This window comes from Rhodopirellula europaea 6C (genome assembly GCF_000338295.1).
Classification (GTDB): domain Bacteria; phylum Planctomycetota; class Planctomycetia; order Pirellulales; family Pirellulaceae; genus Rhodopirellula; species Rhodopirellula europaea.
The window spans coordinates 1-26,502 of sequence record NZ_ANMO01000002.1; the positions used below are offsets into that span (position 1 = coordinate 1).

20 protein-coding genes and 1 pseudogene are annotated in these 26,502 nt (G+C 55.6%); 12 read left to right on the forward strand and 9 right to left on the reverse strand.

The window, feature by feature from the left end; genetic code table 11:
* A pseudogene (locus RE6C_RS32640) lies at positions 1–210 on the reverse strand (hypothetical protein); the annotation flags it as partial.
* 1,907 nt (positions 211–2,117) lie between these two features.
* Positions 2,118–3,296 (reverse strand): SGNH/GDSL hydrolase family protein, encoded by a 1,179-nt coding sequence (locus tag RE6C_RS00025; RefSeq protein WP_008652667.1) that lies wholly within the window; start codon positions 3,294–3,296, stop codon positions 2,118–2,120.
* Positions 3,297–3,572: 276 nt separating this feature from the next.
* Here RE6C_RS00025 and RE6C_RS00030 point away from each other — a divergent pair, with 276 nt between their 5' ends.
* The 3 genes from RE6C_RS00030 (at position 3,573) to RE6C_RS00040 (ending at position 8,295) form a co-directional block, all read left to right on the forward strand.
* Positions 3,573–4,985 (forward strand): arylsulfatase, encoded by a 1,413-nt coding sequence (locus tag RE6C_RS00030; RefSeq protein ID WP_236617814.1) that lies wholly within the window; start codon positions 3,573–3,575, stop codon positions 4,983–4,985.
* Positions 4,986–5,308: 323 nt separating this feature from the next.
* Positions 5,309–6,838 carry a DUF1570 domain-containing protein gene (locus tag RE6C_RS00035; RefSeq protein ID WP_008672126.1) on the forward strand — a complete coding sequence of 510 codons (1,530 nt, stop codon included), beginning with the start codon at positions 5,309–5,311 and terminating at the stop codon, positions 6,836–6,838.
* Positions 6,839–6,840: 2 nt separating this feature from the next.
* The gene (locus tag RE6C_RS00040; RefSeq protein WP_008652671.1) at positions 6,841–8,295 is read left to right on the forward strand and encodes an SHD1 domain-containing protein; all 1,455 of its coding nucleotides are present in this window, start codon (positions 6,841–6,843) and stop codon (positions 8,293–8,295) included.
* 16 nt (positions 8,296–8,311) lie between these two features.
* Here the strand turns inward: RE6C_RS00040 and RE6C_RS00045 are convergent, their stop codons facing one another.
* Complete coding sequence (locus RE6C_RS00045; RefSeq protein WP_037254287.1) at positions 8,312–9,076, reverse strand: DUF998 domain-containing protein; 765 nt, start codon at positions 9,074–9,076, stop codon at positions 8,312–8,314.
* 433 nt (positions 9,077–9,509) lie between these two features.
* Between RE6C_RS00045 and RE6C_RS00055 the strand changes: the two genes are divergently transcribed.
* The 3 genes from RE6C_RS00055 (at position 9,510) to RE6C_RS00065 (ending at position 13,690) form a co-directional block, all read left to right on the forward strand.
* Positions 9,510–10,889 (forward strand): Gfo/Idh/MocA family protein, encoded by a 1,380-nt coding sequence (locus RE6C_RS00055; protein ID WP_008652674.1) that lies wholly within the window; start codon positions 9,510–9,512, stop codon positions 10,887–10,889.
* Positions 10,890–10,955: 66 nt separating this feature from the next.
* Positions 10,956–11,981 (forward strand): Gfo/Idh/MocA family protein, encoded by a 1,026-nt coding sequence (locus RE6C_RS00060; RefSeq protein ID WP_008652675.1) that lies wholly within the window; start codon positions 10,956–10,958, stop codon positions 11,979–11,981.
* Positions 11,982–12,460: 479 nt separating this feature from the next.
* On the forward strand, positions 12,461–13,690 hold the full coding sequence (locus RE6C_RS00065; RefSeq protein WP_008652682.1) for a DUF1559 domain-containing protein: 1,230 nt from the start codon (positions 12,461–12,463) through the stop codon (positions 13,688–13,690).
* 111 nt (positions 13,691–13,801) lie between these two features.
* Here the strand turns inward: RE6C_RS00065 and RE6C_RS00070 are convergent, their stop codons facing one another.
* Complete coding sequence (locus tag RE6C_RS00070; RefSeq protein ID WP_008652683.1) at positions 13,802–13,993, reverse strand: hypothetical protein; 192 nt, start codon at positions 13,991–13,993, stop codon at positions 13,802–13,804.
* A 364-nt stretch (positions 13,994–14,357) separates the two neighbouring features.
* On the opposite strand from RE6C_RS00070, the gene RE6C_RS00075 reads away from it, so the two are divergent.
* The 3 genes from RE6C_RS00075 to RE6C_RS32650 all read left to right on the forward strand — a co-directional run bounded on the left by RE6C_RS00075 (position 14,358) and on the right by RE6C_RS32650 (position 17,386).
* Positions 14,358–15,878 carry a hypothetical protein gene (locus RE6C_RS00075; RefSeq protein WP_008652685.1) on the forward strand — a complete coding sequence of 507 codons (1,521 nt, stop codon included), beginning with the start codon at positions 14,358–14,360 and terminating at the stop codon, positions 15,876–15,878.
* Between the two features lie 16 nt (positions 15,879–15,894).
* Positions 15,895–16,704 carry a hypothetical protein gene (locus RE6C_RS32645; protein ID WP_236617816.1) on the forward strand — a complete coding sequence of 270 codons (810 nt, stop codon included), beginning with the start codon at positions 15,895–15,897 and terminating at the stop codon, positions 16,702–16,704.
* Between the two features lie 67 nt (positions 16,705–16,771).
* Positions 16,772–17,386, forward strand: a complete 615-nt coding sequence (locus RE6C_RS32650) for an AAA family ATPase (protein ID WP_008652687.1) — start codon at positions 16,772–16,774, stop codon at positions 17,384–17,386.
* Between the two features lie 22 nt (positions 17,387–17,408).
* On the opposite strand, the gene RE6C_RS00085 is transcribed toward RE6C_RS32650, so the two are convergent.
* Together RE6C_RS00085 and RE6C_RS00090 are read right to left on the reverse strand one after the other, a co-directional pair.
* Positions 17,409–18,359 carry a ribose-phosphate diphosphokinase gene (locus RE6C_RS00085; protein WP_008652688.1) on the reverse strand — a complete coding sequence of 317 codons (951 nt, stop codon included), beginning with the start codon at positions 18,357–18,359 and terminating at the stop codon, positions 17,409–17,411.
* A complete protein-coding gene (locus RE6C_RS00090; protein ID WP_008652689.1) occupies positions 18,352–19,095 on the reverse strand; it encodes a sugar phosphate nucleotidyltransferase in 744 nt (247 codons plus the stop codon). The genes RE6C_RS00085 and RE6C_RS00090 overlap by 8 nt, the downstream gene beginning before the upstream one ends.
* Before the next feature lie 659 nt (positions 19,096–19,754).
* Here RE6C_RS00090 and RE6C_RS00100 point away from each other — a divergent pair.
* Both RE6C_RS00100 and RE6C_RS00105 read left to right on the forward strand, forming a co-directional pair.
* Complete coding sequence (locus tag RE6C_RS00100) at positions 19,755–20,141, forward strand: flagellar biosynthesis anti-sigma factor FlgM (RefSeq protein ID WP_236616184.1); 387 nt, start codon at positions 19,755–19,757, stop codon at positions 20,139–20,141.
* Positions 20,138–20,626 (forward strand): hypothetical protein, encoded by a 489-nt coding sequence (locus tag RE6C_RS00105; protein WP_008652698.1) that lies wholly within the window; start codon positions 20,138–20,140, stop codon positions 20,624–20,626. The genes RE6C_RS00100 and RE6C_RS00105 overlap by 4 nt, the downstream gene beginning before the upstream one ends.
* 102 nt (positions 20,627–20,728) lie before the next feature.
* Here the strand turns inward: RE6C_RS00105 and hemL are convergent, their stop codons facing one another.
* Together hemL and hemC are read right to left on the reverse strand one after the other, a co-directional pair.
* On the reverse strand, positions 20,729–22,048 hold the full coding sequence (gene hemL / locus RE6C_RS00110; RefSeq protein WP_008652699.1) for a glutamate-1-semialdehyde 2,1-aminomutase: 1,320 nt from the start codon (positions 22,046–22,048) through the stop codon (positions 20,729–20,731).
* Positions 22,049–22,105: 57 nt separating this feature from the next.
* Positions 22,106–23,080 carry a hydroxymethylbilane synthase gene (hemC, locus tag RE6C_RS00115; protein WP_315852335.1) on the reverse strand — a complete coding sequence of 325 codons (975 nt, stop codon included), beginning with the start codon at positions 23,078–23,080 and terminating at the stop codon, positions 22,106–22,108.
* A gap of 223 nt (positions 23,081–23,303) precedes the next feature.
* Between hemC and RE6C_RS00120 the strand changes: the two genes are divergently transcribed.
* The gene (locus tag RE6C_RS00120; RefSeq protein WP_236617817.1) at positions 23,304–26,156 is read left to right on the forward strand and encodes a protein kinase domain-containing protein; all 2,853 of its coding nucleotides are present in this window, start codon (positions 23,304–23,306) and stop codon (positions 26,154–26,156) included.
* Here RE6C_RS00120 and RE6C_RS00125 read toward each other — a convergent pair.
* Positions 26,153–26,502: [protein-PII] uridylyltransferase family protein (locus RE6C_RS00125; RefSeq protein WP_456291169.1), on the reverse strand; the 350-nt coding region annotated here is incomplete at its 5' end. The two genes, RE6C_RS00120 and RE6C_RS00125, sit on opposite strands and share 4 nt — an antisense overlap.

Below are 26,502 nucleotides of genomic sequence, written 5' to 3' on the forward strand. Positions count from 1 at the left end.
GCTCGGCTTAGCGTTGCGTTCCTCTCGCCGCGCTGATTTCGGCTTCTTCTTAGCCCTCTTTGGTTTCGGTGCTTTGAGACCGCACTTTTCGATCGCGGTGTTCCAGTCGATTTCTCCATTCTCAACCTGCTTGGCGAGCTCCGGCTCATTCTTGCAAAGCAATTCCGCAAGCCGCAGCTCCTCACGAGATAGGCCTTCTGATTTCGCCACCGTATCAAGTACTGGAGCATTCCGCCCAGTTGCAACGGAGTCCGTTGCAACTGGGTTTGTGCGACGCTTGTTAGCTTTCTTGGCACCCTCGCTTTGTCGTTTCCGGCCGGCTTGGCGTTCAGCCTCCAAGCGTTTGGCTGCCACCATGTTCTTTTGCCCCTTCGTCAAATGCCGTCTGGCTTCGTTCGACGATGCTACCTTCCATGGGTCGAGATCGGAGGTCTCAATTTCGTCTTTGGATATTGAGATGCCAAGCACATGCAGTGCGCACAGCCGACATCTGCCGTCCAAGAGGACGCCGTCACGGTTGATCCGAACGGGATCGAGCAGGCCATCTTGTTCGATGGACTGTACCAGTCGATTGAAGTCCTCCGCTGAAATCATCGCCACGGATTTACAAGCTTCGTGCACTCCGCTGATCACGTCGTGTGTTTCGAGGGCCTCATCAATTGCTGGGAGTTCGTACGTACGTTCGGTTGCCGGTGACATTTGCTGAACCAATTAGAAGTGGGCGGCGGCGCGTGTCACCGCGATCTCCGGAGAATTCCGGGAGAGCTTCGCCGCCGCCCAAGTTGTTTCGGTCATGATCGTGGTGACAGAAACGATGATGCCAAATCCACTACGATGTCCAAATTCGTACACCAGTTCGAAAACGCGTCCCCGATTGAACGGTTGCAAATCGACTACTGACAGTCACTCGTGCGACTCGCCTGGTCCGCAGGAAGAGGGCATGTTGCTTGCAGAAGGATGTGGATGTCGCCATGTGGAATTGACACGAATCAGTTGCGATAAACTGTTCGAGGGTCGATCTCTGACCACCGCAAATTGTCACGACGCACTGATATGAGCCGTCCTCTCAAGGCAACTGGATCGCCCGTTGAAGGCCAGTGGGACGTCGCTTTATCACCTTGCTGATTGACCGTCCATTTAACCCTTGCAACGCACTTTTCAGGGCCACGAATTCGGCGAGCGCTCGCCGAATTGACGACAGTAGATGCGACCGCCATAGGTGGACGGGTTCGTGCTTTCACATCACCGAACTGCTACCAATGGCTCAGCCAGGGACTGTAGGGTCCGTAGGGCACATTTCAAGGATAGGGTCCTCGCAATGCTACGGACTCAAGAGACGATTCGAAGAGTTCACGTGTCGGTACGTCAACGGTATCTTCAATCAGCACAATCGATGGCGTCGATTCCGCAGACTCGGCTATCCGATCTTGGAGCACTGAGCAGCGAACCTTCTGTTGACTCGCAGCGAGGGGCCACCCGGTCACTAATCGGCAGCATTCTCGTCTCGGTTAGAGAGTTCGAGTGGATAGAAGTGCTCGGCGACCTCAATCGCCCCGAGGGTCTAGCCTACGCTGGAGCAACTCGCGGTGAAGGGAGTCAAACTGCGTCGCTGAAACGTGGGACACGATGTACTCAGCGACGATCTTGACTCCATCAATCATGGCACGGCCGAAACTGGCCCGCATCGTCTTCGCGTAGTGGTTGTTGTTGACCGTGCCCAACGTCAAATGGAGGTCGCCGACTTCGGCCGGCCTGCAATTAGATGTTTCTGTAGTTGGGCCAACTCGGCATCGTTCAGGTTGTGAATGAGCCAGTCTGCGATTGCCAGGATATCGGCATGTCTCGAATTGTCGGCTTCGGTTTTGGCTTCGGGTATGTGCTCGGAACCAGATTTTCCCCGTGTTCCAGAAGCTTGTTCGAGTCCCTCTGCCGCTATCAACGGGCCTGACAGGCCGAGACGATTCAAGCCAAACCCCGGAAAATACGGGGTTTGGCTTTTTTTGTGCGCCGTTTTTCGTGGGCGTTTTGCCGCTCTGGCTTCGGGTTTGGCTTCGCCTCTTGGGCCGTTCTCGGGAGTGGTGCAAGGGCGGGAGGACGAGCGAGGCCCGTCAAGAGCATCACTCGGTGCCGAGTTCTGCTGACGTCACGAGCTCCGTCTTGCCCAGCTCTGCCTCGTTCCATCGTTGCAGCAGTTGTTCGGCAATCTCTTGGTGGCCCTGTTCGGTCAAGTGAATTCGATCACTCCGGAATCGTTCTGGATCTTTGGGCTCGTCCTCGTCCCTTCCCCAGGCTGCAGCGACGTCGACCAAATAGGCGGATGAGTTTGCTTCCGTGATCTGCCGTACCACTTCGTTGTATTGACGATGTGTCTGAGGAATGCTGGCAACTTCCTCGGGGCTCATTCCATAGAACTGGCCAAAGAATTCGTATGACCAAGGTGGCACCTTTCCTTCTCGATAGGCCGAAGGCGCGGTGATGAAGATGACTGGAAGGTCTCGTTCATTGGTGCTCGCGAGAATCTCTTGGAGGTTCTCTTGATAATGGGCCAGCGGAACACGGACGGGGGCGTCACGAATTGATTTCAGTGGTGCGAGCTTTGTTCGCAGCGAGTACATGCACCAAAAGATCCGAGACTTGCCCAACCAGGTGCGTGCACGGTCGCTCAAGATTTGACGCTGCATCGTGTCCTGATCGGTTTGTCCGTTGAGTGACTTCCAGTGGTCGTTCCATCCAAAGTAAACGAGGACGACGTCTGGTTCCCAAGGCCACAATGTCTGCAACCGCCGTTCGCCTTGAAAGGATGTGTAGCCCGGGCAACTGGCGTTGGCGACTTCGATTTCACGTCCGGTCGATTCTCGCAAAAGATCAGCGAACCGGGCGGGATAGACCTTTTCGCCGAGAAAGCTGCATGAGTCTCCGATCACTCCGATTCGGTAGACGCCATCATCTTTTGACTTCTGCGATGGAGCAGGCAGACGCAGGCCGTCCGCTCCCGTGAACGGCGTATCGGCGATCGGCTTCCAAAACAGATTGGGATCCGCTTCGAACAGGGGAACGTCCTGATAGAACTCACCTTCCCGCTCAATACCATCGGCGTCGAAGATTGGAATGCCTGTGTCGTATCCAAATCGAAGCACACCGATTGCGGGTGGCTCGCCGATTCTCGCGACACGCAGCACGAGTTCAATCGTTCCAAGCACCCCCACAACAAACACAAAGGAAAACAGGATCTTCTTCCGAACCGATAGCTGTGGTTTGGATGGCGATGAAGCGGAACGAGGGCTTGGCGAGGGCATGGCTCACTTTGCGATGTTGCGGAGACGGTCTGGCAGGCTTTCCGTGCTGGGACGCCGTGCGATGATGCTACCCCGGCGTAAGCGAAACGTGAACGTAGGAACTTCGCTGATCAAAGGATGCTCGTCGCGGCGCCCCACGACTGTGCTGACTATTCTCTTCCATCGAGACAGCTGAAGCACGGCGAACACGTTCGTTTTAGCGTGCCGACGCCAGTTTTCCGAATGAGTCGGTATCATTGATTGGACGCGAATCCCTCCACGATCAAGAAACCACCAATGAAGTTTTCGCCGTTTGTCGCCATCGTTTTGATCCTGGTATCGCTGAACGAATGCCTGGGACAAGCTCCATTGGTTCAGGAGGGAGATGCGAATGCACATTCAGAAAGCGACGCGACGAGTCGACGACCCAATGTCATTGTGATTCTCGCTGACGACTTGGCGGTGGGGGATCTTGCCGGTGGCGATGGTTCTCCGACCAGAACGCCAAATCTGGATCGGCTTGCCAGCGAGTCGATTCAGTTCTCGCAGGCTTACAGTGGATCATGCGTGTGTGCGCCCGCGAGAGCGGCGTTGTTGACGGGACGGTATCCGCATCGCACCGGCGTGGTGACGCTGAACATGAACAAGTACCCGAAGATGACTCGCCTGCGACGTGACGAAACAACGATCGCCAATGTGTTGAAAGATGCTGGCTACGCGACTGGACTGGTCGGAAAGTGGCACACTGGTCGAGGCGACGGGTTTCATCCACTGGATCGCGGTTTCGACGAATTCGAAGGCTTCTTCGGTTCAGACAATGTCGGCTACTTTCGATATCCCTTCTCAGAAAAACGGCAAATCAGCAACGTTGATGAAAGCTATTTGACCGATGATTTAAACCGTCGAGCGATCGAGTTTGTTCGTCGACACCGCGAGCATCCGTTCTTTTTGCATCTCGCACACTACGCTCCTCATCGCCCGTTGGAAGCGCCGCCCGAGATCATTGCTCGGTACCGAGGTCAAGGTTTCGACGAATCCACAGCGACTATCTATGCCATGATCGAAGTGATGGATCGTGGGATCGGTGAGTTGTTGTCGGAGATCGATGATTTGGGATTGTCCGACAACACCATCGTCATCTTCGCGAGCGACAACGGCCCCGATCCGTTGACAGGAGAGCGATTCAATCGAGGTTTGCGAGGCACAAAGTATCAGGTCAACGAGGGCGGCATTCGAGTGCCTTTGTTCGTTCGTTGGCCCAAACGGTTTGCACCTGGGCATCGAGATCAGATGGTCACGTTTGTTGATCTGATGCCCACGATTCTGGATCTTTGTCGAGTCGATCTCGCCACGCTAAATCGACTGGACGGCGAGAGTTTCGCGGCGGTTTTGGAAGACGCCTCGGTCGCCCACTCGACGATGCGATTTTGGCAATGGAATCGAGGCTCGCCGAACTACACACACAACGCGGCGGTCCGTCATGAACAATTCAAACTCGTGCGACCCTACGTGACTCGTGGGACGAAGTTGAAAGACTCCACCGAGCCGAGTGTCTTGTTTGATTTGCGAAACGATCCGACGGAATCGCGGGACGTGTCGGAACAGTATCCCGACGTTGCAGAGAGGATGAGTCGCGAACTTGAGCAATGGTCGGCGAGTGTCGAGAAAGACCGGGTTCGTCCTTCGGAAATGCCACAAAGTGTGAGGTGAGCTCTCAGTTGGCCAATGCAACTCATTCGCTGGCAGAGACGCTCGATCGTTGCGGAATCCGATTGGTTGTGTCGGTTTCTGGTGTTGCGGATTTGCATCACTGTTCATCCGTGAAGTGTCCTGTGTGAAGGAATACGTCCTCGACGAGGACAAACCGCGAATTGCGTGGATTCCCGTTGCGGCTGTCAGCACAAACTGAGCGATGACGAGTTACAATCGCTCCTTTGTTAGGGGATGGCGACCACACCTCGCGGGCTGTTTTGCCTGAGCGGAGCATGACTGTCGGGGTGGTCGACGAATGATTCGTAGTGATGGGGACAGGAATGGCGGGCAAACGAATGGAATTTCAAAAGCCGGACGTATCATCGGGGCGAAAACGACGGTTCCAACCGCGGATGAGTTTGCTCGCTTGGTTGATGGCGGGCGGGCTCCTGACGAGCCTTTGCTTCTCGCGAAATGCCCAAGCGGACTACGCGATTTATCAGATTCCAGGAACGGATGCGGGTTTGTTGTTGGAAGGCGAGACGAACTACAACCCCGGCGGGACGGTCACATTTCGTCATCCTCGAGGGTCGCTGTATTTCAACGCTCGCGATCTGCAAGTGATCAAGACGCCGACACGTCAAACGATCTTTCGACGCAAGTCGGGAAAAATCCTCAGCGAGAAAACCGTCGACAACTACATCAAGTTGGCTCAGTGGGCACTTCAGCACGGGATGCTGAAGGAATGCAAGTCATTGCTCAGTGACGCGTGGAAGTTGGATCCGACGGACGAGAAGATCAAGAAGTTGGCGGCGTTGATGGTCCACATCAATCGTCCGGTTCCCAATAATTCCGGCAGCGAGGCGCATGTTCGAAACTTGATCGGCGGGAGTCGAATGGAAATGTCGCGGAGCAAGCATTTCGCATTGTTCCATGACGCCCAAAGTGAAAAAGACGCGGTGACCAAGATGACTCGCGCGGAAATGCGTTTGGAGTTGTTGGAAAAGGTCTACGAGTCCTACTTTTTAACGTTCGCACTTCGTGGGTTTTATCTGCGGCCGCCAAGCGAACCACTCAACGCCGTTCTGTTTTCGGAACACAAGGATTTCCTCTTGATGGAACGACGGCTCGAGATGGGGCTGAAACAGATCGCGGGTTTCTACCTTCCCGAGGAAAACGTTTCGTTCTTTTACGACTCCGGTACCACCGAAATCTTTTTATTGTTGAAACAGTTGACGGATAAACTGGATGAAATGAAGGAGCAGGCCAAACGGACTCGAAGTCCCAATGCTGCTCACATCATTCGGTTCGCCAACACGGTTTCATTGTTGATCGACATCGAACACGAAAGCGAAGACGTTGCAACGGTTTCGCATGAAGCGGTTCACCAGCTTGCCGCCAACACTGGTTTGTTTCCGAGAGATGGCGTGTTCATCCGGTGGGTTCACGAAGGATTGGCGTCGTACTTTGAGTCATCGAAGTTGGCGGTTTGGAGTGGCGTTGGTGTGGTGGATCAAAACCGGATCAGTTACTACCGCGCGTTGGAAGGCGATCCCGTTCGCGGCAGCGTGGAGTTCATCGTTTCGGATCTCGGGTTCATTGTCGAAACGGCTCTTGGCGACCAACTTCCCGCGTACGGACAGGCGTGGGCTCTGACGCACTACTTGTTCACAGAACGCTTTGATGAGCTGATTCAGTTCTATGGCAAGTCGCGAAAGATTTCGGCGGACACGGACCCGCGGGAAAAGGGAACGGAACTGGTGGAGTTGTTCAACGAATGTTTTGGCGACCGCGTCACGCTCGAATTGGAGTGGCGACGTTACATGCGAACGCTGAAGACAGACATGGAACAATTGGCAGAGGAATTGTGAGGATGTCAAGGATCGACAATTGGCAGTGCTCCGTCATCGCGATCGTTGCGGGAGCGTTCGGGATGCTGAACGTGGCCTCCGGGCAGGACGTTGTCTACGCGCCTGCCGTTGGGGAAACGTTTGACTATGGAATCGAATATCGGATCGTTGAACGTACTGAAGGCGGACGCAATCCAATCATGGTGCGGCAGAGATGTCGATTGCGGTATGTGGTGAAGAGTTCTGATTCCGAGGAATGGTCCGGGACCTACCAAACGATTCCCTTCATGGGAAACAAGCTTGCGAACAAAGGCACGCTGGCGAATCACCATCGACGCACGCGGGAGTCTTATGAGTCGGGGCCAAGCAATTCATTTGGGTCTGCGTCTGGCGATCCTGGGATGGCTCGCTTTCATCAGGCCGCCAGCGAGCGGGCGGAAGCGATGCGAAAGGAGCAACAGCGTCGAACGCTGTATGAGCTGGAACGGTACCCGGGGCTGTTTCAGTTCTGTGGGGGCGAGATCTGGTGCACCACATCCGGAAAAATTCGAGGCAAGGGTGCCAAAGGGGAGTTGCCTTTTGCCACGGGAGCGATCGCGGGATTGATCTTTTTGCAGTTGCCTAACGATGGCAAAACGGTCTCTGGATTCAGCTCTCGCGCCGAGAGCGAATTGAATTTCGTTTCATCTGACAGCGACCAAGTTGCAAAGTCGAGGATTTCAATCTTCTCGCTGATGACCCCGCAGAATCCAATGAAAGAAGGCCATTTGGCGTTCGGTCGCGAGGTTGAAATCGCTGGCGGCGTTTCCGCTGGGCAACAACTCACGCTTTCAGGGTCTGGGATGTGGGAGTTTTCGCCTGAGATGGGAATGCCCTATGCCGGGAGCGTTGACTACAAGATTGATGGTGCGAGTTACATCGGCAAAGCAACCCAGTTTGATTTGCGGGTTGGGTTTCACTACCTCGATCCGATTCGAGCGATGTTGTTCGACCATGATCTGCTTCCGACGATGGAGGCTTTTGATGCCGCCAATTTGCCGCGGCTGACTTCGAAGCAGCAAGCCGACATGGCGAAGTATTGGGAACCGCGGTCCAAGAAAAGCGTGTTTCGTCCGGATCGGGCTCTGGGAGTTCAGTACACACAAATCGCGACCAACAGTGCACCTCCGCCGGCCAATTCAAGGTTGCAGCGTTTGCTGGAAAAGGAACTCGAGGACGATTCTGATTGGACGAACGACATTCAATTCGAACAAATCTTGAGCCGTTGGGATTCGATTCGCAAAGCGGCGACGAAGTTTCCGCGTGAGTGGTCGGACCCAAGCGGCACCTTTACCATCAAAGCGATGTTGCAATCGGTGGGGAAGTCGGATGTCTCGCTGTTGCGGCTGGACAATCGGCAAACCATCTCGGTCCCGCTCGAAAAACTCAGCGAAGACGACGTTGAGTTTGCACGTACGTTTGGCATCCTGCATCAGTGACGATCAATCGCGAGAATCACGGATTGTCTTTGATTCCCAATCCGTGTTGCAGCACCATCTTTCGCGAATAGGCAAGGACTTCGACACCGATCTCGGTAACGATGATGCGACCTTTGGCGAGCCAAGAACTTGCAAAGGACCAAACGGCGATCCATTCCGCCCAGAACAAAAAGTTGTAGCCATTGAGCCAATCCTTCCAGTCTTGAGGAACGAGCAACATGTAGCCGCCCATCGCGAAGGTGATCAACAGGATGGTCAATCCGCTGGCACGAAAGGCCAATGAGCGTTCGAACAAATGGGACTCGGCTTCCCGCCTGGAATCGCGTGGGAAGTGGTACAGCGAGTAGAACGCGAGTGTTGTGAAAAACACACCGCCGCTGAATGTGTGGACGTAGCCCACGAATGACTTTTGGATCAGCGGATCGCTGCCATAGTCCAATGGAAACAGAGCGATTCCAATTGCCGCGACCGCTCCGATGTTCGCCGTCCAATTTTCGATCCGGTCGTATCCGCGGTAGCAGAACAGGAAGATGCCAATCGCACAGAGTGTTCCTACAAACACATCCCGCAATGGAGTGTGATAGTAGCTGCTCATGTTCTCTTGGATTTCGATCCCTAGCAGCAAGCCGCCGGGGCCCAAAACGAGTGGCAGCACCAAACCGCTAAGCCCGATCGCTCGTCGAATATCCAGGTAGGACAGCACCAACCGATCCATCATCGTGGCGGACGAATCATTTGGGGGTGACGTCGAATCAGGAAGGCTCATCAGGGTCTCTTGCACCGTTGCGGCGGTCGATAGGTGGCGAAAGTCCGTGCCAATCTCTTTCCATCTTTGGTTTGTGTCCAGGGTCCCGTTGGATCCACACTCGGCGGAGGACAAATTGCGACGCCCAATCCGCTAAAGAATCTGCTTACAATGAGCGTCAGCGAAGCGATTTGCCCGAGTCGATCTCAGGCGATTGCTTGTCGAGTTGGCCGAGAGGCAAACTCAGTTGTCCCACCTCCTTCCCTCCCATCGATCGATTGGTCTTTGACGCTCTAGAACATCTCTCCAATGATGCGGGCTGTTGGTTCACCGTCTACCGTGGTGACGGCAGCATCGATGGAGATGAGCTCAGTCGAAGCTTCGAAGGCCATTTGCCAATCCCAGTCGTCACGCGGCTTGATCCTGCACGCTTTGGTGTGTGAGGCCAAGACAACGTCACGAATGTCGATTGACGCGTTCGATCCAGCCAAAGGATTTCGCCGTGACCATGCGTCCTCAGCATTCTGATGTGCAGTCTTCCGCGTCCATGCAGTCGAGGCATCGGACACGTGATCGTCGGTTGTTCTTGAAAGCGGGGGCCGCATTGGGTGCAACCGTTACCGCTCGTTCCGTGTTCGCAGAAACGGCCCCGAAAAAGTCGCCCAATGAAGTCATCCGCGTTGGGATCATGGGAGTCAATAATCGTGGGGCGGCGCTAGCGAAAGGATTCATCAAAGATCCCGGTTCCGACGTGGTCGCGATCTGCGATGTGGATTCGCGAGCGTCGGACAAAGTGGCGAATTCCGTTGCGGATGCCCAAGGGCATCGGCCGAAAACGTTTGCTGATGTTCGGAAGTTGTTGGAAGACGAGAACGTGGACGCTATTGTCGTGGCAGCTCCCAACCACTGGCATGCACCCGCAACGATTTTGGGATGTGCCGCCGGAAAGCATGTGTATGTAGAAAAACCATGCAGCCAGACCGCGGAGGAAGGTGTGTTGGCGGTCGAAGCGGCGCGGAAGCACAACCGAGTCGTGCAAATGGGATCGCAACGTCGCAGTTGGCCGGCAATCATTCGTGCGATCGAATTGGTGCATACGGGCGGCATCGGTGACGTTTCTTATTCACGCAGTTGGTACAACAACCGGCGTCCGTCGATTGGGCATGGCAAAACCGCATCAGTGCCGGATTGGCTGAACTGGGATCTGTGGCAAGGCCCCGCGCCGCGCCGCGAGTACGTTGACAATGTGGTTCACTACAACTGGCATTGGCGTTGGCATTGGGGCAACGGCGAATTGGGCAACAACGGCATCCATGTGCTGGATTTGGCTCGTTGGGGATTGCAGGTCACAACGCCCAGTCGCGTTCGTTCGGGTGGCGGCAAGTACCGGCACGACGACGATCAAGAAACGCCTGATACGATGATGGTGACGTACGATTTCCCCGAAGGAAAAACGGCGACCTGGGAAGGATTGAGTTGGTCTCCTTTGGGGCCACACGATGCGGCGGTGGGAGTCAGCTTCCACGGGAGCGAAGGTTCGATCATCGTCCGGGGAAATGGCTTCACTCGATTCGATGATCGCAACAAGGAAATTGAGACCGTCAATGATGAGGGCGGCGACACAACTCATTTGGCCGATTTCTTGGACGCTATTCGCACCGGTCGCCGACCCAATGCGGACATTCAGGAAGCACATCTGAGCACGTTGCTTTGCCATTTGGGCAACATGGCTTATCGCAGCTCAGCGGAGCTGGAAATTGATTCCGCCACCGGCAAACCCATTGGGAACCCCGAAGCGCTTGCATATTGGGGACGCGAATATGAACCGGGCTGGAAGCCGGTGGTTTGAGCCTTTGCAGTTGGTCTAGCTTGGTCTGTTCATCTTGTTCTTCGTTTTTGTTTTGAAAGTGGTCCCATGCGGGTTGGTTTGATTGGTGTCGTGATGTTTTTGTGCGCGAGCGTGCTGTCTTCGGTCGGCAGTGCTCGTGCGGACGAACCCGTTCGAATTGGCATCATCGGTCTGGACACGTCCCACACGCCGGCGTTTGCGAAAGAGTTCAATGCCGAGCATTCGGACGATGATCCGTTGGCGGGGTTTCAAGTCGTTGCGGCTTATCCGTTCGGAAGCAGAACGATCGAATCCAGCAGCAGTCGGATTCCCGGATACACCGAGCAGTTGAAATCAATGGGAATCGAGATCGTCGATTCCATCAGCGAGTTGCTGTCCAAAGTGGACTGTGTCTTGTTGGAAACCAACGATGGGACGATCCATCACGAACAGGCAATGCAAGTTTTCGCGGCTGGGAAGACCGTGTTTATCGACAAGCCCGTCGGATCCAACTTGGCTGAAACGATCGCCATCTTCGACGCGGCGAAGCACTACGACGTGCCCGTTTTCTCGAGCTCATCGTTGCGGTACAGCGACGGTGCCCAGGCCATTCGGTCTGGTTCAGTGGGGCGAGTTCTTGGCTGCAGTGCACATAGTCCCTGCAAGATTGAACCATCCCATGTGGATTTGTATTGGTATGGGATCCACGGCGTCGAAACGCTCTACACCTGCATGGGTGTTGGCTGCAAAACGGTTTCTCACACCTCGACCGAGGATTTCGAATTGGCCGTAGGTCGTTGGGGTGACGGCCGGATTGGAACCTTCCGAGGAATTCGGGCAGGCAGTTCAGGCTACGGCGGAATGGTCTACGGAGAGAAAGCCATTTCTGAAATTGGGAAGTACGACGGCTACCGACCATTGCTCGTCGAGATCGCTCGGTTCTTTCGCACGGGCGAGTCGCCGGTCGATTCGGCAGAAACAATCGAGTTGTACGCCTTCATGCAAGCGGCATACGAAAGCAAGCAGCTAGGCGGAGTTCCTGTGGAAATTGACGCCGTCATGGAGGCTGCCCAGCAGCAAGCGAAAGGGCTGAACGCATCAATTTCCAAGTGAGGTTCCGCCTCTGGACGAGCAGGAAAATAGACCGTTCCCAAACTCTATACTGGTGACGTCCAATCGAAGGGAGAATCGACGGCGAGCTCTAATTTTGCCGGCGATTCACTGCTGAATCACGGCGAACGTCACGTTGTTGATAAACCTGGTTTTCGTTCACTTGCGGGAAGCCGAAGGCATCATTCACGTCGCCATGCGGAGCTGCCTGAGTGTTTTCCGGGGGCGATTCGGCCAATTCCAAGTTTGACGACGAAAAAACTCTGTAAAAATTTTAAATTTCTACGGATGCTAGCTATCCAGCTGGCACTTTGAATAGTCGGTGTTTTGGGCGTTTAGCGAGGTTCGTGGCACCATTGGAAGTCTGGTTGGGTGCCTTACGCGACTTTTGAACGTGGTGGAATATAGCTCTATGGACTGTACGATGGGTTGTCGGGGCTATCCATGTCGATATTCGAACTTCTTATTTCTGGGATGAACAAATGATTTCAAAGAGACACCGCAGTCGCGGTTTTACTTTGGTCGAGCTATTGGTTGTTATTGCGATCATTGGCGTGTTGGTTGGGCTGCTATTGCCGGCGGTACAAGCGGCTCGCGAGGCTGCTCGCCGGATGAGCTGCAGCAACAACTTCAAACAGCTTGGGCTTGCCATTCACAACTACCACAGTGCCTACAACGGGGCACCGATGCAGGGTGTGGGGACCGACGTGGGAAATGGTGGCCACAATTGGTGGACTAGTTACAACAACCATAACTACTGGCGACTGAGTGCCCTCGTCGGGATGACTCCGTTTATGGAGCAGCAAGGGCTTTGGGAGCAAATCACGAATCCGAACTCGGAGCGGACTGATGGCAACACCGGGGCTGGGATTGGTACACCAACAAATCCATGGCCAGCGATGGGCCCAACCCCCCAGAACATCCAATACAAGCCATGGACGACGGAGCTTCCTACACTGCGTTGTCCCAGCGACCCGGGCAAAGGGCTACCAAGCTTGGGCCGGACTAACTATGCGATGTCGATGGGGGACTCTTTCTGGTGGACGATGCACGGCGACCTCCGGCCAGCCAATGCTGGTCAGGCAAACAATTACGCACAGCATTCTCGCGCGGCCAACCGAGGTTTCTTTGTGAAGCACAAGCAGGTGAAGTTCCGCGACGTGTTGGATGGATTGTCCAACACCATCGCGATGGGAGAAATTGCAACTGACCTCGGTGACCTTGACAATAGAACTCGTGCCAAGCGTCACCCCGATCGTCAGCCGGCCCAGACAGCGATTCGTCAGAATCCAAGGCTGTGTATTGAAGACGGTACAATGATCGATCCTCAACGGCCACAGTTTTGGACAGCTGGAGCTCTCGAGGGCGTCAGCAAGGGACGCGGATTCCGCTGGGCAGACTGCCAAAACGCACAATCGCAAGTCCACACAATTCTGCCTCCCAACAGCCCCACCTGCATTCCCCACGACTCGAACGGGCCGTCCATCATGACGGTTTCCAGTCGTCACCAAGGTGGTGCGCACGTATTGATGGGCGATGGTGCTGTAAAATTCATCACTTCATCGATCGAAGCTGGCAATCAGAACAACCCGGTGGTCTGGCGAAACGGGAACGATGCCAATATGAACCAGCCCGGAGCACAAAGTCCTTATGGCTTGTGGGGGGCACTGGGATCGCGAGGAGCTCGTGAAGTGATTGACGGCGAGTTCTGATACGACATGCCTGCAGGATGCTTATCCTGGCAGCGATCGCTTTTTCAAAAAGAACGCCACGTTGGAAACAACGTGGCGTTCTTTTTTATTTCGGCTTATCTGATCTGCGAACTACTCTGCGGCTTCCATTCCTTCTTGAGCTGCTTTCTCTTCTTCAGCGATCATTCGTTCGTAATCTGCGATCGCATCAAGGTCCGTTGAGTCCACGACGGATGCTGGTTCATCGGATCCGCAACCTGGCAATGCACAGGAGCCGAAGGCGATCAAAGAGGCGAAGCAAACGCCTTGGAAAACTTGTTTCATCGATTTGTACCGAAAGGTGAGTGGGAAGTTCGACAACTTCTAGTTTAACAGAGTCCAAGCAAACTGAGAATTGTCCCGACTCTTTGGAGTGGCACTAATGAAACGAATCGCGTGAAACTGGTTCGCAATCGTTGTTTGCTTGATCCGTCTTGTAGTCGCCCGCAAAGTTTCGCTATTCCGGATTTCCCTCAAGATCGTTTCTGTTTGATGTCGATTTGTGGAGGGGAGATGTTGCGCCTGGAGAGTCCTGTACGTGGAGGATGTTTCCGTAGACCACTCACGTTCCAAAACGAGAGAAGTACGCATGACAACCGCGTCCAAAAATACAAATCCAAGCCGTCACTCCAAGCCGTCTCGCGGAGGGATGGATGAAATGGCGCCAACTTTGATTCGACTACCGGACCTTTGTCCGCCAACAGATCCGGATGAGAGCTTCGTCGAAGAATCATCGGCTCCGGAGGAGTCGGAGAGCGAGGCGCGGCTGTCGATGCAAGAAATGCTCGAAGTTGCATCGCAAATCCCCAGCAACTTGGATGCTACTGCCAGCGTCACGCGTTTGCCCAACTTGGTGCCGCCGCAGACGCCCGTGACTTTACCTGAAGCGACAACACCCGGTTCAGCGAGTGGCGTCCGCACGACTCAAGACACAACGCCCCAACACACGTCGATACAAGACGCGACGGCTCAGAACACACCGTCGGTGCAACCGGTCTTATCGCCGCCCAGCGCAACCGCAACGGTCATGGCCGATTCCAAACCTACTGAAGCGCCGCCTAAAACGTCGTGGAAAGAGAGCTCGGAGACGTTCGGCAATCGAGCACTGGCTGTCGTTGGATCACGCAATACGTTGTTGGTTCTGCTTGCAGTGCTCGCATGCTGGGCAGTGTTCGCGCCGCGACGACATCCTAACGCGAAGCAAAATTCAGAAGCATTGATCGCGAAGGAACCCGAGGTTGATCGTTCGGCCGCGAAGGATGACGATCTGTCCTCGGTCAATTCGATTGCCAGTGACAACGCGAAAACACGACCAAAGAAACCCTTTGACGATCGCAATAGGACCGACCGTGTCGTAGTCAGCGAGAATAGTAATTTGAAATCGGAACCGGGTCACACAGCACTTGGTCCTTCTATGACCGCGGGAGCTCCGACGCATTCGGTTAAAAAGACAACCTTGGGCCAACCCTTGGCAACCAATGCGATGGGAATGGCTCCGGCCGGAACTAGCCTAGTTCAATCGCAATTGGCGTCTTCAACGATGCAACAAAGCTTCGATGCAGAAATTCCGTTTGATTCGGTGCCGTTCCATCAAGAAGTATCAGCTGAAGCCGTATCGCCGTCTGTTCGTGAACCTCAAGTCGCTTCGTCGCCAAGCAATGTTGGCATGTCACTCGATGCCTTGGCTGCAAACTACGCTGCTGGTTCGCCAGCGGAAATCACCGCCGAAGAATTCGACGCGAATGAGGCAACCACCAGCCAAGGCACTTCGTCTGGCAGTGAATCATTGACGACGGATGTCCCACCGACTGACACGCCATCGTTCGAAGAAACTCCACCTGCGGTTCCAGTTCCACTGCAGACCGGAACGCCGGGGCCAATTTCAAACTGGATGGACTACTTGCCACCGATGCCATCGGAGACGGGTGATCAAGCATCCAACGCTGCACCTGCTGACGCTGGTTCGCCGGCAGCGACCGTTGCCGAGCAGGTTGCTGGAGCAAACGAATTTCCCGCAACTCAGTCACCAAGCACTCCCGACTTCCGCTTTGCATTGCCAGGCGATGGGCCGGAGGGTTCTGTCGGAAATCAAACCCCGGCAACGAGTGACCAACCCGAAGCCCGAGTTGCCGCACCGCCTTTCTATCCCGATTTTAATCTGCGCCGCTGAGTGACAGGGAAACGTGATGAATCAATCCAATAACTTCATTCAATCGCATGCTCGGAATCGTCGCTACGTTTCGACAACAGTGGCTCAGATGCAGGCTGTCGATTCGATCGAATCCGTCTCCGATTTGCCGCGAACGATTGACACTGCTGCTCAAGAATCATCGACTGGTTTGGAGCGATCTGAACGTGTTACTCGCCGCTTAGACGAAGCTGTGTTGCGTTTGGATCGCGCTGCTTCGCTGCGTCGTCAGCAAGAGACGGAAGGCACCGGCGTTGGAACGCCAACGGATCATGTTGCACCAGCAAGCGAACCCTTTGTTCCTGCACCAAAGGCCCCGTTGATCCAGAAATCGTCGACGCCAATCAACCGCCCATCTGATCGGTTGAAGCCGATGGTAGGCGATCGTCGCGACGATGTGACTGGAATGCAGCTGGATGCTTCCGTGGCGGAATCATCCTCGATTTGGATGGAGACTGCAGATCAGTCGGCCCGTTTGCGGATTGATCGCCCGGTGAACGCGGAAGAAACGGCTCGGCGAATTGGCGAACCGCTGATCGTATCAGGCGTTGCAAAGGTTCCAGTTGCACCGGTGTCGGACACCAACACAATCGAAACGGTTGTCTCGCAACCCGTTGCCGACTCGCCGGCACCAAGCCAGATTCCAGCACGGGAACCCAAGCCGCAATCGATGCCGGAAGTCGCAGTTCGTGTGGCTGAAACAATGAGCGAAGCGGAACGCTACCTCGCCGAATCGATGTGGCAGCAGACCGCAGCCGTGGCCGAGCCCGCACCGTCGGTCCAGCCAGAAACGGTAAAAACGACCTGAAACCGTCGCTGCGTCAACCGCCAAGCCGACGCAAGTTTCCAAGCGAGCGTTTGTCGCTGCATGGCAAGTGAACGAATTCGATATCCCGGATACCGTCTCAGAATTATTCTTGTGCGGGGCGCTGGCCGATCAACTCGGACAACACATCGTCGACGCGCAGCGAGATGGACTAGGGTCCATCGCCCTCACCAGTGTTCTTCCCGGTGAAGGTCGCTCGACCGTCGCCATGGGCATTGCACTGAGTGTTGCATGCACGGGGATGAAGGTTGCTTTGGTAGATGCCGACAGCAACGGTCCGACTCTGGTCGACGACTTCGCACTGGAATTGGATCACGACTGGATCGACGCGATCCGGGATGGCATTCCCATCGAGGAAATTGCCGTTGCGTCTGACTCTGACGCATTGACCTTGATTCCACTGCTACCGGGAGCAGACGAATTGTCTCCCACCTCGAGCGAGTTGGAGCAGGTCGTCGAGCGACTCAAGCAATCATTCGATCTGGTGATCATCGACTGTGGCACTTCCGCATTGTCGACCGCGAGTCTTTGTGACTCGGCGTTGGTCGTGCGTGATGCAAGCCGAACGGACGTTTCGGAAATCGAAGCGCTCGTTGACGATCTTCGTCGAAACGGATTGACCGGAATTGGCATCGTCGAAAACTTCTGCCAAGACTCCGAGTGACCACCGGTCGCTATGCGCCTGATCAGCGTTCGCGAAAAAGTTCGCTGATCGATTGGTCGTGGTGAATTCGTTTGATGGCTTCGGCCAACAGCGGTGCCACCGAAAGCTGAACCAGGTTCGGCAACAACTTCTCGCCCGTCACTGGAATCGTGTCCGTGACGGTGATCGAATCAATCGGAGCGTCACGCAGTCGTTCAATGGCGGGGCCGCACAGAACGCCGTGAGTGCAAGCGATGTGAATCTCTTTCGCACCCGCTTCGTGAACCAAGCGGGCCGCACCGCAGATTGATCCAGCCGTGCTGATCATGTCGTCGAACATGAGAGCCACCTTGCCTTCGACGGGGCCGCCGATGATCGTGTTTTGGCGGACTTCCAAGGCGTTGGTACGACGTTTGTCGACGATTGCCAAATTGCCACCGAGTCGTTTGGTGTGACCGAGAGCTCGTTTGATACTGCCTTCGTCGGGACTGACGACGACGACTTCATCGCCGGCGAATCGGCGACTGACGAAGTGATCGTTGATGACTGGAGCGGCGTACAGGTGATCGACGGGGACGTCGAAGAATCCTTGGATTTGTGCGGCGTGCAGATCCATGGTGAGGACGCGATCGGCGCCGGCTCGCGTGATCAGGTTCGCAACCAATTTCGCGGTGATTGGCACGCGGCCTTCGTCTTTGCGATCCTGTCTTGCGTAGCCAAAATACGGAATCACGGCGGTGATCCGCTCGGCGCTGGCACGCTTGCAGCAATCGATCATCGTCAACAACTCAATCAAGTTGTCGTTGACGGGCGGGCAAGTGGGCTGCACCAGGAAGACGTCGCGACCGCGAACATCTTCGTCGAGTTTGCAGTAGTTTTCGCCGTCCGGAAATTGGCCCAGCGTGATGCGGGCGGGTTTCAGGTGCAGGTGGCGACACAGTTTATCAGCGAGGTCGTGGTTTGCTCGGCCACTGAATATTTTCAGTTCACGCATAACCCATCGCTCGCATTGTTTGGTCGACCACTTGGAGTTCCTCGGGGTTGTTAATGGAAAGCGATTCACAATCCTTCAAAACGGGCAACGCTTCGACGGGGCGTCCGGCTTCGTGAAGCAGGCGTGCACAATCCGTCAGGTAGTATTCGCCTTGGGCGTTGTCGTTGCTGAGTTTAGAAAGCGAATCGAGCAAGTCCGCGTTGTTGAACAGATACGTGCTCATGTTCACTTCGCGAATTTCGCGTTGTTCGTCGGTGGCGTCTTTGTGTTCGACGATGCCGGTGAATTGCCCGCTGTCGTCTCGCACGATTCGGCCCAGCCCCGTCGGATCGTCTTTGGTCAAAGTGCCGAGCAGCAACGCGGGGCGGGTGGCTTGGAAGTGCTCGATCAGCTTGATCAGGCTGGACGATTGAATCAGAGGGGAGTCGCCAGCGATGACGAGCGTGAGGCCATCGTGGTCGGCGAGCTGATCGCGGCACATTTGAACGGCATGCCCGGTTCCCAGCTGCTCGGTTTGCTCGGCAAAGGTCAGCGAATCATCGTCGCGGGTTTGGAGCTCTTTTCGCACCAGGTCCGCTTCGTAGCCCACCACCGCGATTTTTTTCTGGATGCCAGCTTTGTCGGCAGCGTCCAGAACAAAGTGAATCATGGGCCGATCGACGACGGGGCACAGAACCTTGGGAAGTTCGCTGTTCATGCGAGTTCCCTTGCCGGCGGCGAGGACGACCAGGCACACATTGGCGTTGGAGTTCGCCGTCGGGGGAGCGGAGGACTCTGAATTCGTTGTCATCGGGGATCCGAAATTACCGTTGCGGCGATGGGGATAGCGAATGGAAAACGAGTGGGGTCAACATCGTCCCTTGCCAGTACCTTTCGGGCAAGCCGGTAGCCGGACCAAACTGCCCATCCCCCGGGACGTGAGCGGTAAACTTCGGCGGCGAGTTGTGAAACCCGGTCGTTTCACACCCAACTGTCACGGAGCAGCCGAGATCCGGTCAGGTGTTTTGGGAGTCGAGAAACGCTTCTCAGGTGGCAACTCGTGAGGCTTGAATCAATTCGTTTGCAAAAGCCAATTTTTTTGGCTGCGTTGACCTTGCCGGCGGTTTCACGCGATTGATAGTGTGACCGAACAGAATTTTGCCCAGAACTTTTGCTCAGAATTCAAATGAGACTGCAGGCCATCGGCGATTCAGGCCGATATCAGACGTGTTCTCGAAACTGCGCTTGCGAAGTCTCCACCGATTCTGACGGATTGATTCCTGGGACAAGGATTGCAACGCTGATAACCGAGTCGAGAGTTCCCTGATTGGATGCGCCCCGAGCGCACTCCCATGACGGATCGGTTGTCGCACCCACAATCCTTTTCAAACTTTTGTCGATCGATCGACATGCCAAATGGGCCACGAAGGTCCGGTATGTGATCCGGTTGTCAATTCCGCTTTCCGCCCGGGAGCACGCGTCAAGATGCAAATTTACGGTCCATTTCGACTTTCCACGAGCCAAGCCGCCTCGTCGGTTTCCAAGCCTGCTGCCAATGCCGGCGCGAACCGTCTGAAGCCGGATGCCACCACGACAAGAACCTCCGCGCCCGTGGACCAACTCGATTTGTCCAGCGCCGCGACCTCTGCGAATCGTTTGGATTCCGCGTCACCCATCGCCGGTGGTGGTGAAATCCGAATCGATCGCGTTGCTGACATTCGTCGTCAAATCGCCGATGGAAGCTACGACACTCCGGAGAAGATGGACGCGGCACTCGACCGCTTCCTCGATGAACTGGCGTGACCCAAAGCGACGTTCGAGATCTCGATTCGCTCGATGCCCTTCGCCAGGCCGTCGAGCGTTTGGCGGACCGCATGTGTCTGTCCAGCCAATCGATTCACGCGACATTGAATCGCGTGGATGAACACTTCTCGGTCAATCAAGTGACCTACTGGCGAGATCAAACCCGAGTCGCCGAACGCGAGCTGACCTCCGCGCAAGATCAGCTCAGTCGGAAACGTTCGACGGTGCGTCCCGGCGATCGCGTACCAGCGACGGAAGAAGCCAAGAACGTGGCACGCTGGAAGAATCGCTTGCGATTGTGTCAAGAAAAAGAACGCTTGGCTCGCCGTATATCCATCGAGATACAGCAAGTGTGCGAGAAGACTCGAGGCCCATCGGCCGCGCTCGCTGAACTTGGTGAAGTCGCCCTGCCCACCGCAGCGAATCGATTGCTGTCATTAATCGATCGCTTGCGTGCCTATCAAGACGGGCAGGACCTCGGCTGATTGAACCGAGGCGTGATCGTAAACGCGATCGGTTCTCGATCATTCGCCGTCCGCTGCTTGGGCGACTCCGGTTGGATCATCGCCAAACCTAGATCGCCAACCCTACAGCGACTTCAGAACCTTTTCTGCCGCGCCGATGGTTTCGTCGATCATGGCCTCGGTGTGCTGTTGGCTGAAGAACAACGCTTCGAATTGACTGCAGGGCATGTAGATGCCTTCATTGATCAATCCCCAGAAGTAACGTCCGAAGGCTTCTCGGTCGCAACGATCCGCCACGTCCCAGCAATCGACCGGTTCGGGATTGAAGAACAGTGTCAGCATCGCACCCGCTTTGGCGACCGTGTGAGCCATTCCTGCGGAGGTCGCCGCGCGATCCAGGCCATCAGCCAAGCGATCCGCCAATCGTTCGAGTTGTTCGTAAGGAGGGTTCTCTTTCAACAAACGAAGCGTCGCCGAACCGGCCGCAACCGCGACGGGGTTTCCGCTCAGCGTACCGGCCTGAAAGACTTTGCCCGCAGGAAGCACTTGGTTCATGATCTCGGCTCGACCGCCATAAGCACCCAGTGGCATCCCGCCGCCAACGATTTTGCCGAGGGTGGTCATGTCGGGCGTGACGCCGAATCGTTCTTGAGCACCCCCGTACGCCACGCGAAAACCTGTCATGACTTCATCAAAGATCAGGATCGATCCATGCTTGCTCGTCAAATCGCGAGCGGCGTTGAGGAATTCCATCGTGGGCAGAACGCATCCCATGTTTCCCACGACGGGTTCTAGGATCAAAGCCGCGATGTCGTCGCCGTGCTGATCAAACGCGTTTTGCAATCCAGGCACATCGTTGTACGAAAGAACCAAGGTGTCTTCGGCCGCACCGGGAGTGACACCGGGCGAATCAGGTGCACCCAGTGTTGCCGCGGCGCTTCCGGCAGCGACAAGCAATGAGTCGACATGCCCGTGATAGTTGCCCGCGAATTTGATGACCTTCTTTCGTCCGGTGGCTCCACGTGCGACTCGCAACGCGCTCATGGTCGCTTCGGTTCCACTGTTGACCAAGCGAACTTTTTCGATGCTGGGAACGGCTTCGATGATTTGTTCGGCGAGTCGCGATTCCGCTTCGGTTGGGGCGCCGTAGCTGGTTCCTTTTGCAGCGGCTTCTGTGATCGCGCTGATGACCTCGGGATGAGCATGCCCCAAAATCATTGGTCCCCACGATCCGATGTAATCGATGTATCGGTTGCCATCGATGTCGTACAAGTACGGGCCTTCAGCTCGCTCGATAAATAAAGGAGTGCCACCCACGGCACCGAATGCTCGGGCGGGTGAGTTGACGCCACCGGGCATCAACGCGGATGCACGTTGAAATGCGGCGACGCTTTTGGGACCAGCGGAGGGACGAGCAGCGGAAGAATTCGCAGGTGAGTTCATGGTCGTAGGTGGTGGTGAAGCGAAGTGATGTTTTCGTGCGGAGAATGTCGCTGGACGTCAGTGGTCGTCTCGAACGGTGCTGATCAATTTGTCGGCACCCTTGTCTCGCAATCGTTTGGCAACGAGTGCTCCCAACTCGTGAGCTTCGACAACTTGTGAATCGGCGTCGTTCGGTTCGACAGCGACGCAAGCGTCCTCTTGCAAGCGTCGTTTGCCGTCGGCTGACATCACGATTGCACGAAGGCATAGTTCGGTGCCCTGATCGGAAGTTTCCAATTTGGCATGGCAAGCGATCGGGGCCAAGCATCCGCCGTGAAGTTCGGACAGCACCTTTCGTTCCGCCGTCGCAGCCAATCGAGCTGCCGCGTCGTTCAGACTTGCGATCGCATGCATTGCCTCGGCGTTGTCGCTTCGAACTTCGATTCCCAAAGCACCTTGGCCGGGGGCGGGGATCATTTCATCGAGAGGGAACAACCGGTGCGGCAGGTCGGTCATTTCCAAACGCAAGATTCCGGCATGGGCCAAGACAATCGCGTCGAACTCGCCAGCGTTGAGTTTGGCCAATCGAGTTTGAACGTTTCCGCGGATTGGAAGGACTTCCAGGTCGGGGCGAAGTTGCTTCAGTTGAGCCAGTCGGCGCGTGCTGCCGGTGCCAACCTTTGCACCCTGCGGCAAATAGGCCAGTGGTGAATCGGAGTCGGTTTGCGTTTCCAGAAGTGGGCTGTTGTCGGCAAACACCAGGGCATCCAGCACTGATTCTCTCGGCGGGACGGCGGCCAAAACGAAACGACTGTCTGGCTCGGTCGGCAAGTCTTTCAAAGAGTGAACCGCCACGTCGGCTTCGTCATCAACAAGGGCCTGTTGAATGCGTTTGGTGAACAAACCGACTTGGCGAGTCCCATCGATCGGCCGCATGTCCGTGTCGCCTTTGCTGACCAGAGGCACGATTTCGGTCTGAAAACCATGCTTTTTCAATGATTCAGCGACATGTTCGGCCTGCCACATGGCCAAAGGGCTTTCTCGGGTGGCGATTCGTAGTGGGGTGGTGTCGGAGGGGGGAGTCGGGGCCACGGTTGCGGTTTATTCGGTGGAAGGGTGGACTGAACGGCCGAAATTGCGAAAATCATGGCGGAAAATCTTCCGCTGCGTCGTTACGCTAGTAGGAAGAGTGTAGGCCGAGGGTGCCAAATCCGGAACCGAGTGTGACTTGGTCTGGACGAGTCTTGGTTGTGTCCCGGGTGCACTCGCTGTGCACATGCTAACCCTCAATCTTCGGCTGCCATTGTCCAATTCTCCCGACGAACCGGAACTGATCGGCGATCCCGCTGGCCAGGCTATGCGACGTCTCGCTGATAGCTCGAAAGAGTCCAGTAGTGATGATGCAAGTTCGTGGGCTGATCGCTTGGATGCTTCGCATGCGGATTCGATCGGCGAATTGACACGCGATCAAACTCATTCCGAGGTTGGGTTTGAAGTCGAAAGCTTCCATCGGTCCATCCCCGAGATTGTGGGGGTCTACAAAGTGGGACGCCCGATCGGTCGAGGAGGCATGGGCGAAGTGTTCCTCGCGGAGCACCGATCGATGGGACGAAAGGTCGCACTCAAAATTTTGCCAACACGTTGGCTGGATAAAGTGGAGTCGGTCAATCGATTTTATGAAGAGGTCCGCGCGGCCTCGCGTTTGATGCACCCGAATATCGTCACCGCATTCGACGCGGGCGAAGCAGACGGTATCCACTATTTGGCGATGGAATACGTTGACGGACGAACGCTGTCTCAATGGGTAAATGATCAAGGTCCAATGTCGATTGGTGATGCGGCTTCGGCAATTCGCCAAGCCGCGTTTGCTTTGCATCACGCGCACGCGGCGGGCATCGTTCACCGCGATGTCAAACCCGGCAACTTGATGCGAGCTCATGACGGGACCATCAAGTTGTTGGATCTCGGATTAGCTCGTTTCTCGGCCGAATGGTATCCGTCACCTCGCGGGGTGAAGCCACGCGAACTGGATTTGCCCGAAGATGACAATTCACACAATTCGGCGTCAACGGAAGCTAAAAACCGTCCGCTACTTGGGACGTTGTCGTTCATTTCACCCGAACAACTCGAAGATGCCAATTCGGCAGATTCGCGAAGCGACCAATACTCACTTGGCGCAACGCTGTTCTACTTGTTGATGGGGCACCCTCCGTTCACCGGTGATTTGGTCGAACAGGTATACGGTCACCGGCATGGCGAAGTGCCTGACCTGATGACGCTTCGAAACGACGTCGATCTGAAACTGGCCGACATCGTGCGACGAATGCTGGCCAAAAATCCTGCTGAACGATATGGATCGATGGACGAGGTCGCACGTGCGATGGCTCCTTACGATAACGACCGTTCGACCCCTGCGTGGGTGCTGGACTTTGCTCGTCGCGAAACTGGAGAAGACCACACGACCGTGGGCGGGGAATCCACTCGCCGCGGGTTGCTTAGTGTCATTGGCATTGAACTGGGAATGACCCATGCCGCCACCGCGATCACTCAGTCCGATGGAACCATGCTTGCAGGATGGCCTGGGATGTCATCACAAGGGCCTCGCCCTTTGTGTCGTATCGCCGTAGCTGAGAAGACAGACCGAGACACCGGGCAATCGACCATCCTGTTTGGCGACAGTGCCTACGAGCGCCGTGAGCGACACCCACAGCGTGTGGCACATTGCCAGATGATGTACTTTGGCCGTGACGACATGATGCGTCTGATCGGTGGGCGGATGTGTCCTCCCGAGGTGACGATGGGTTTGTGCATGCGGCACTTGCTGGGCAACACATTGACCCAAGTGACTTCTCCGGGGTCACCCGATGGTGACTCTTCGTCGCCGATGGCGTTGGGAACAAGTTGGAAGCGTCATGAACGGTGGCCCGATGCGGTCGCGATCACCGTTCCCTCCAGTTACGACCAATTGCATCGCCGAGCGATTTATCAGTCGGCACAGCTGGCGGGTTTGCCGGCAGTTCGATTGATTGAACGAAGCATCGCGGTGACTCGATTCGCGATGACGAGTCCGCACTGCAGCAGTTTTGAAGGAACGCCGCTGTCGCCAATTGATTCGCAATCCTCTGCGCCAATCCTATACGTCGGCCTAACGGGGCAGTCGCTGGATGTCTCTATTTTGCAGGTCTACGGTGGGCAAATACGACAAATTGCAACCGCGGGGCACTGGGGCCACAGCACGATGGCTTGGTCACGGCGACTGGTCGAAATGATCTCCTCTCGATTGCCTTGTGCACCCAAACGGATTCAGGGGTTGCCCGCGAACCGTCAGGAATTGATTCACCTCACTCGCATTCAAATGGCGGGCGAACGTGCGATGAACCAATTGTTGCTGATGCCGGGAACTCGGGTCGAGATCGCTCATCAGGGTCATATCGATTCGGTGGAACTGACCAGAGACGAATGGCTGACCGAGTGCGAAGACCTTTTGCTTTCCATCGAAGAAAGCATTCGTTTGGTTTGTCAACGCGCTGGTGTGTTGCCTTCAGATTTGAAGCACTGTTTGGCGATGGGGCCCCTGCTAAGACTGCCTGCGATTCGCGATCGATTGTTGACAAAAGGAGCTCCCAACGCGTCCATCGCGTTTTACGATCAAGTCGATGCGGCTCATGGTGCTGCTGCGTGCGTAGCGTCTGAATTGCCGGGGCAACTATGTTCGGAGCCTCCCGCGAAAGGTGTCGCGGGACACTCGATCGGATTTGTTGTCGCGGATCGTGACGGCAAGCGAAGGATCCTGCCCATTATCCCTCGAGGAACACCCACGCCAGCTCGGACAAACCGTCAACTTAACGGCACCGCACGCGACAACCGCATGACATTGTCGTTGGTGGAGTCTTCAGGCAAGAACGGTGAGAACTGGCAAACGTTGGGGCGTCATACGATCGAAGTCGCACCGGACGAAGTCAATCCGATGCGACGACTTGGCTTTGAACTTGATATCAACGGGTTGCTCTCGGTGCATTTGGAGCGTCCTGATCTGGGACGCACAGTGATGCTGCCGTCACTCCCAACGTCCAGCATGGACGAGATGCAATGGCAGGATTGGCGAGAGTGGATCGAAGCCACGCTTTAGGATTTGGGAACCAGTCGATTCAGTAGTTCGCGATTTTTCACGCGGATGGCCTCGCACTCTTGCAACAGTGATTGTGGCGAGTCCGCGGAGGTCAAGCTTGCCAATTGCTTGAGCTCAAGTGTTGGTTCTTCATCATCAAACCCAAGTGGCAATTCGTGTCGAGCGACCGTGTTGAGCAAGCGAAGTTTGCCTTCGATGCTTCGCAGGTATCGGTAATTGTGAGCTAAAACCGCAACGTCTTCAGACAAAAAACACTGAGCACGGGAAAGTTCTTCCAGGCATTGCAGCGTGTTAGCGTGCAGTGGGAAATCCTCGTTGCTGGCGGAGCGAAGCACGCCCACCGCAG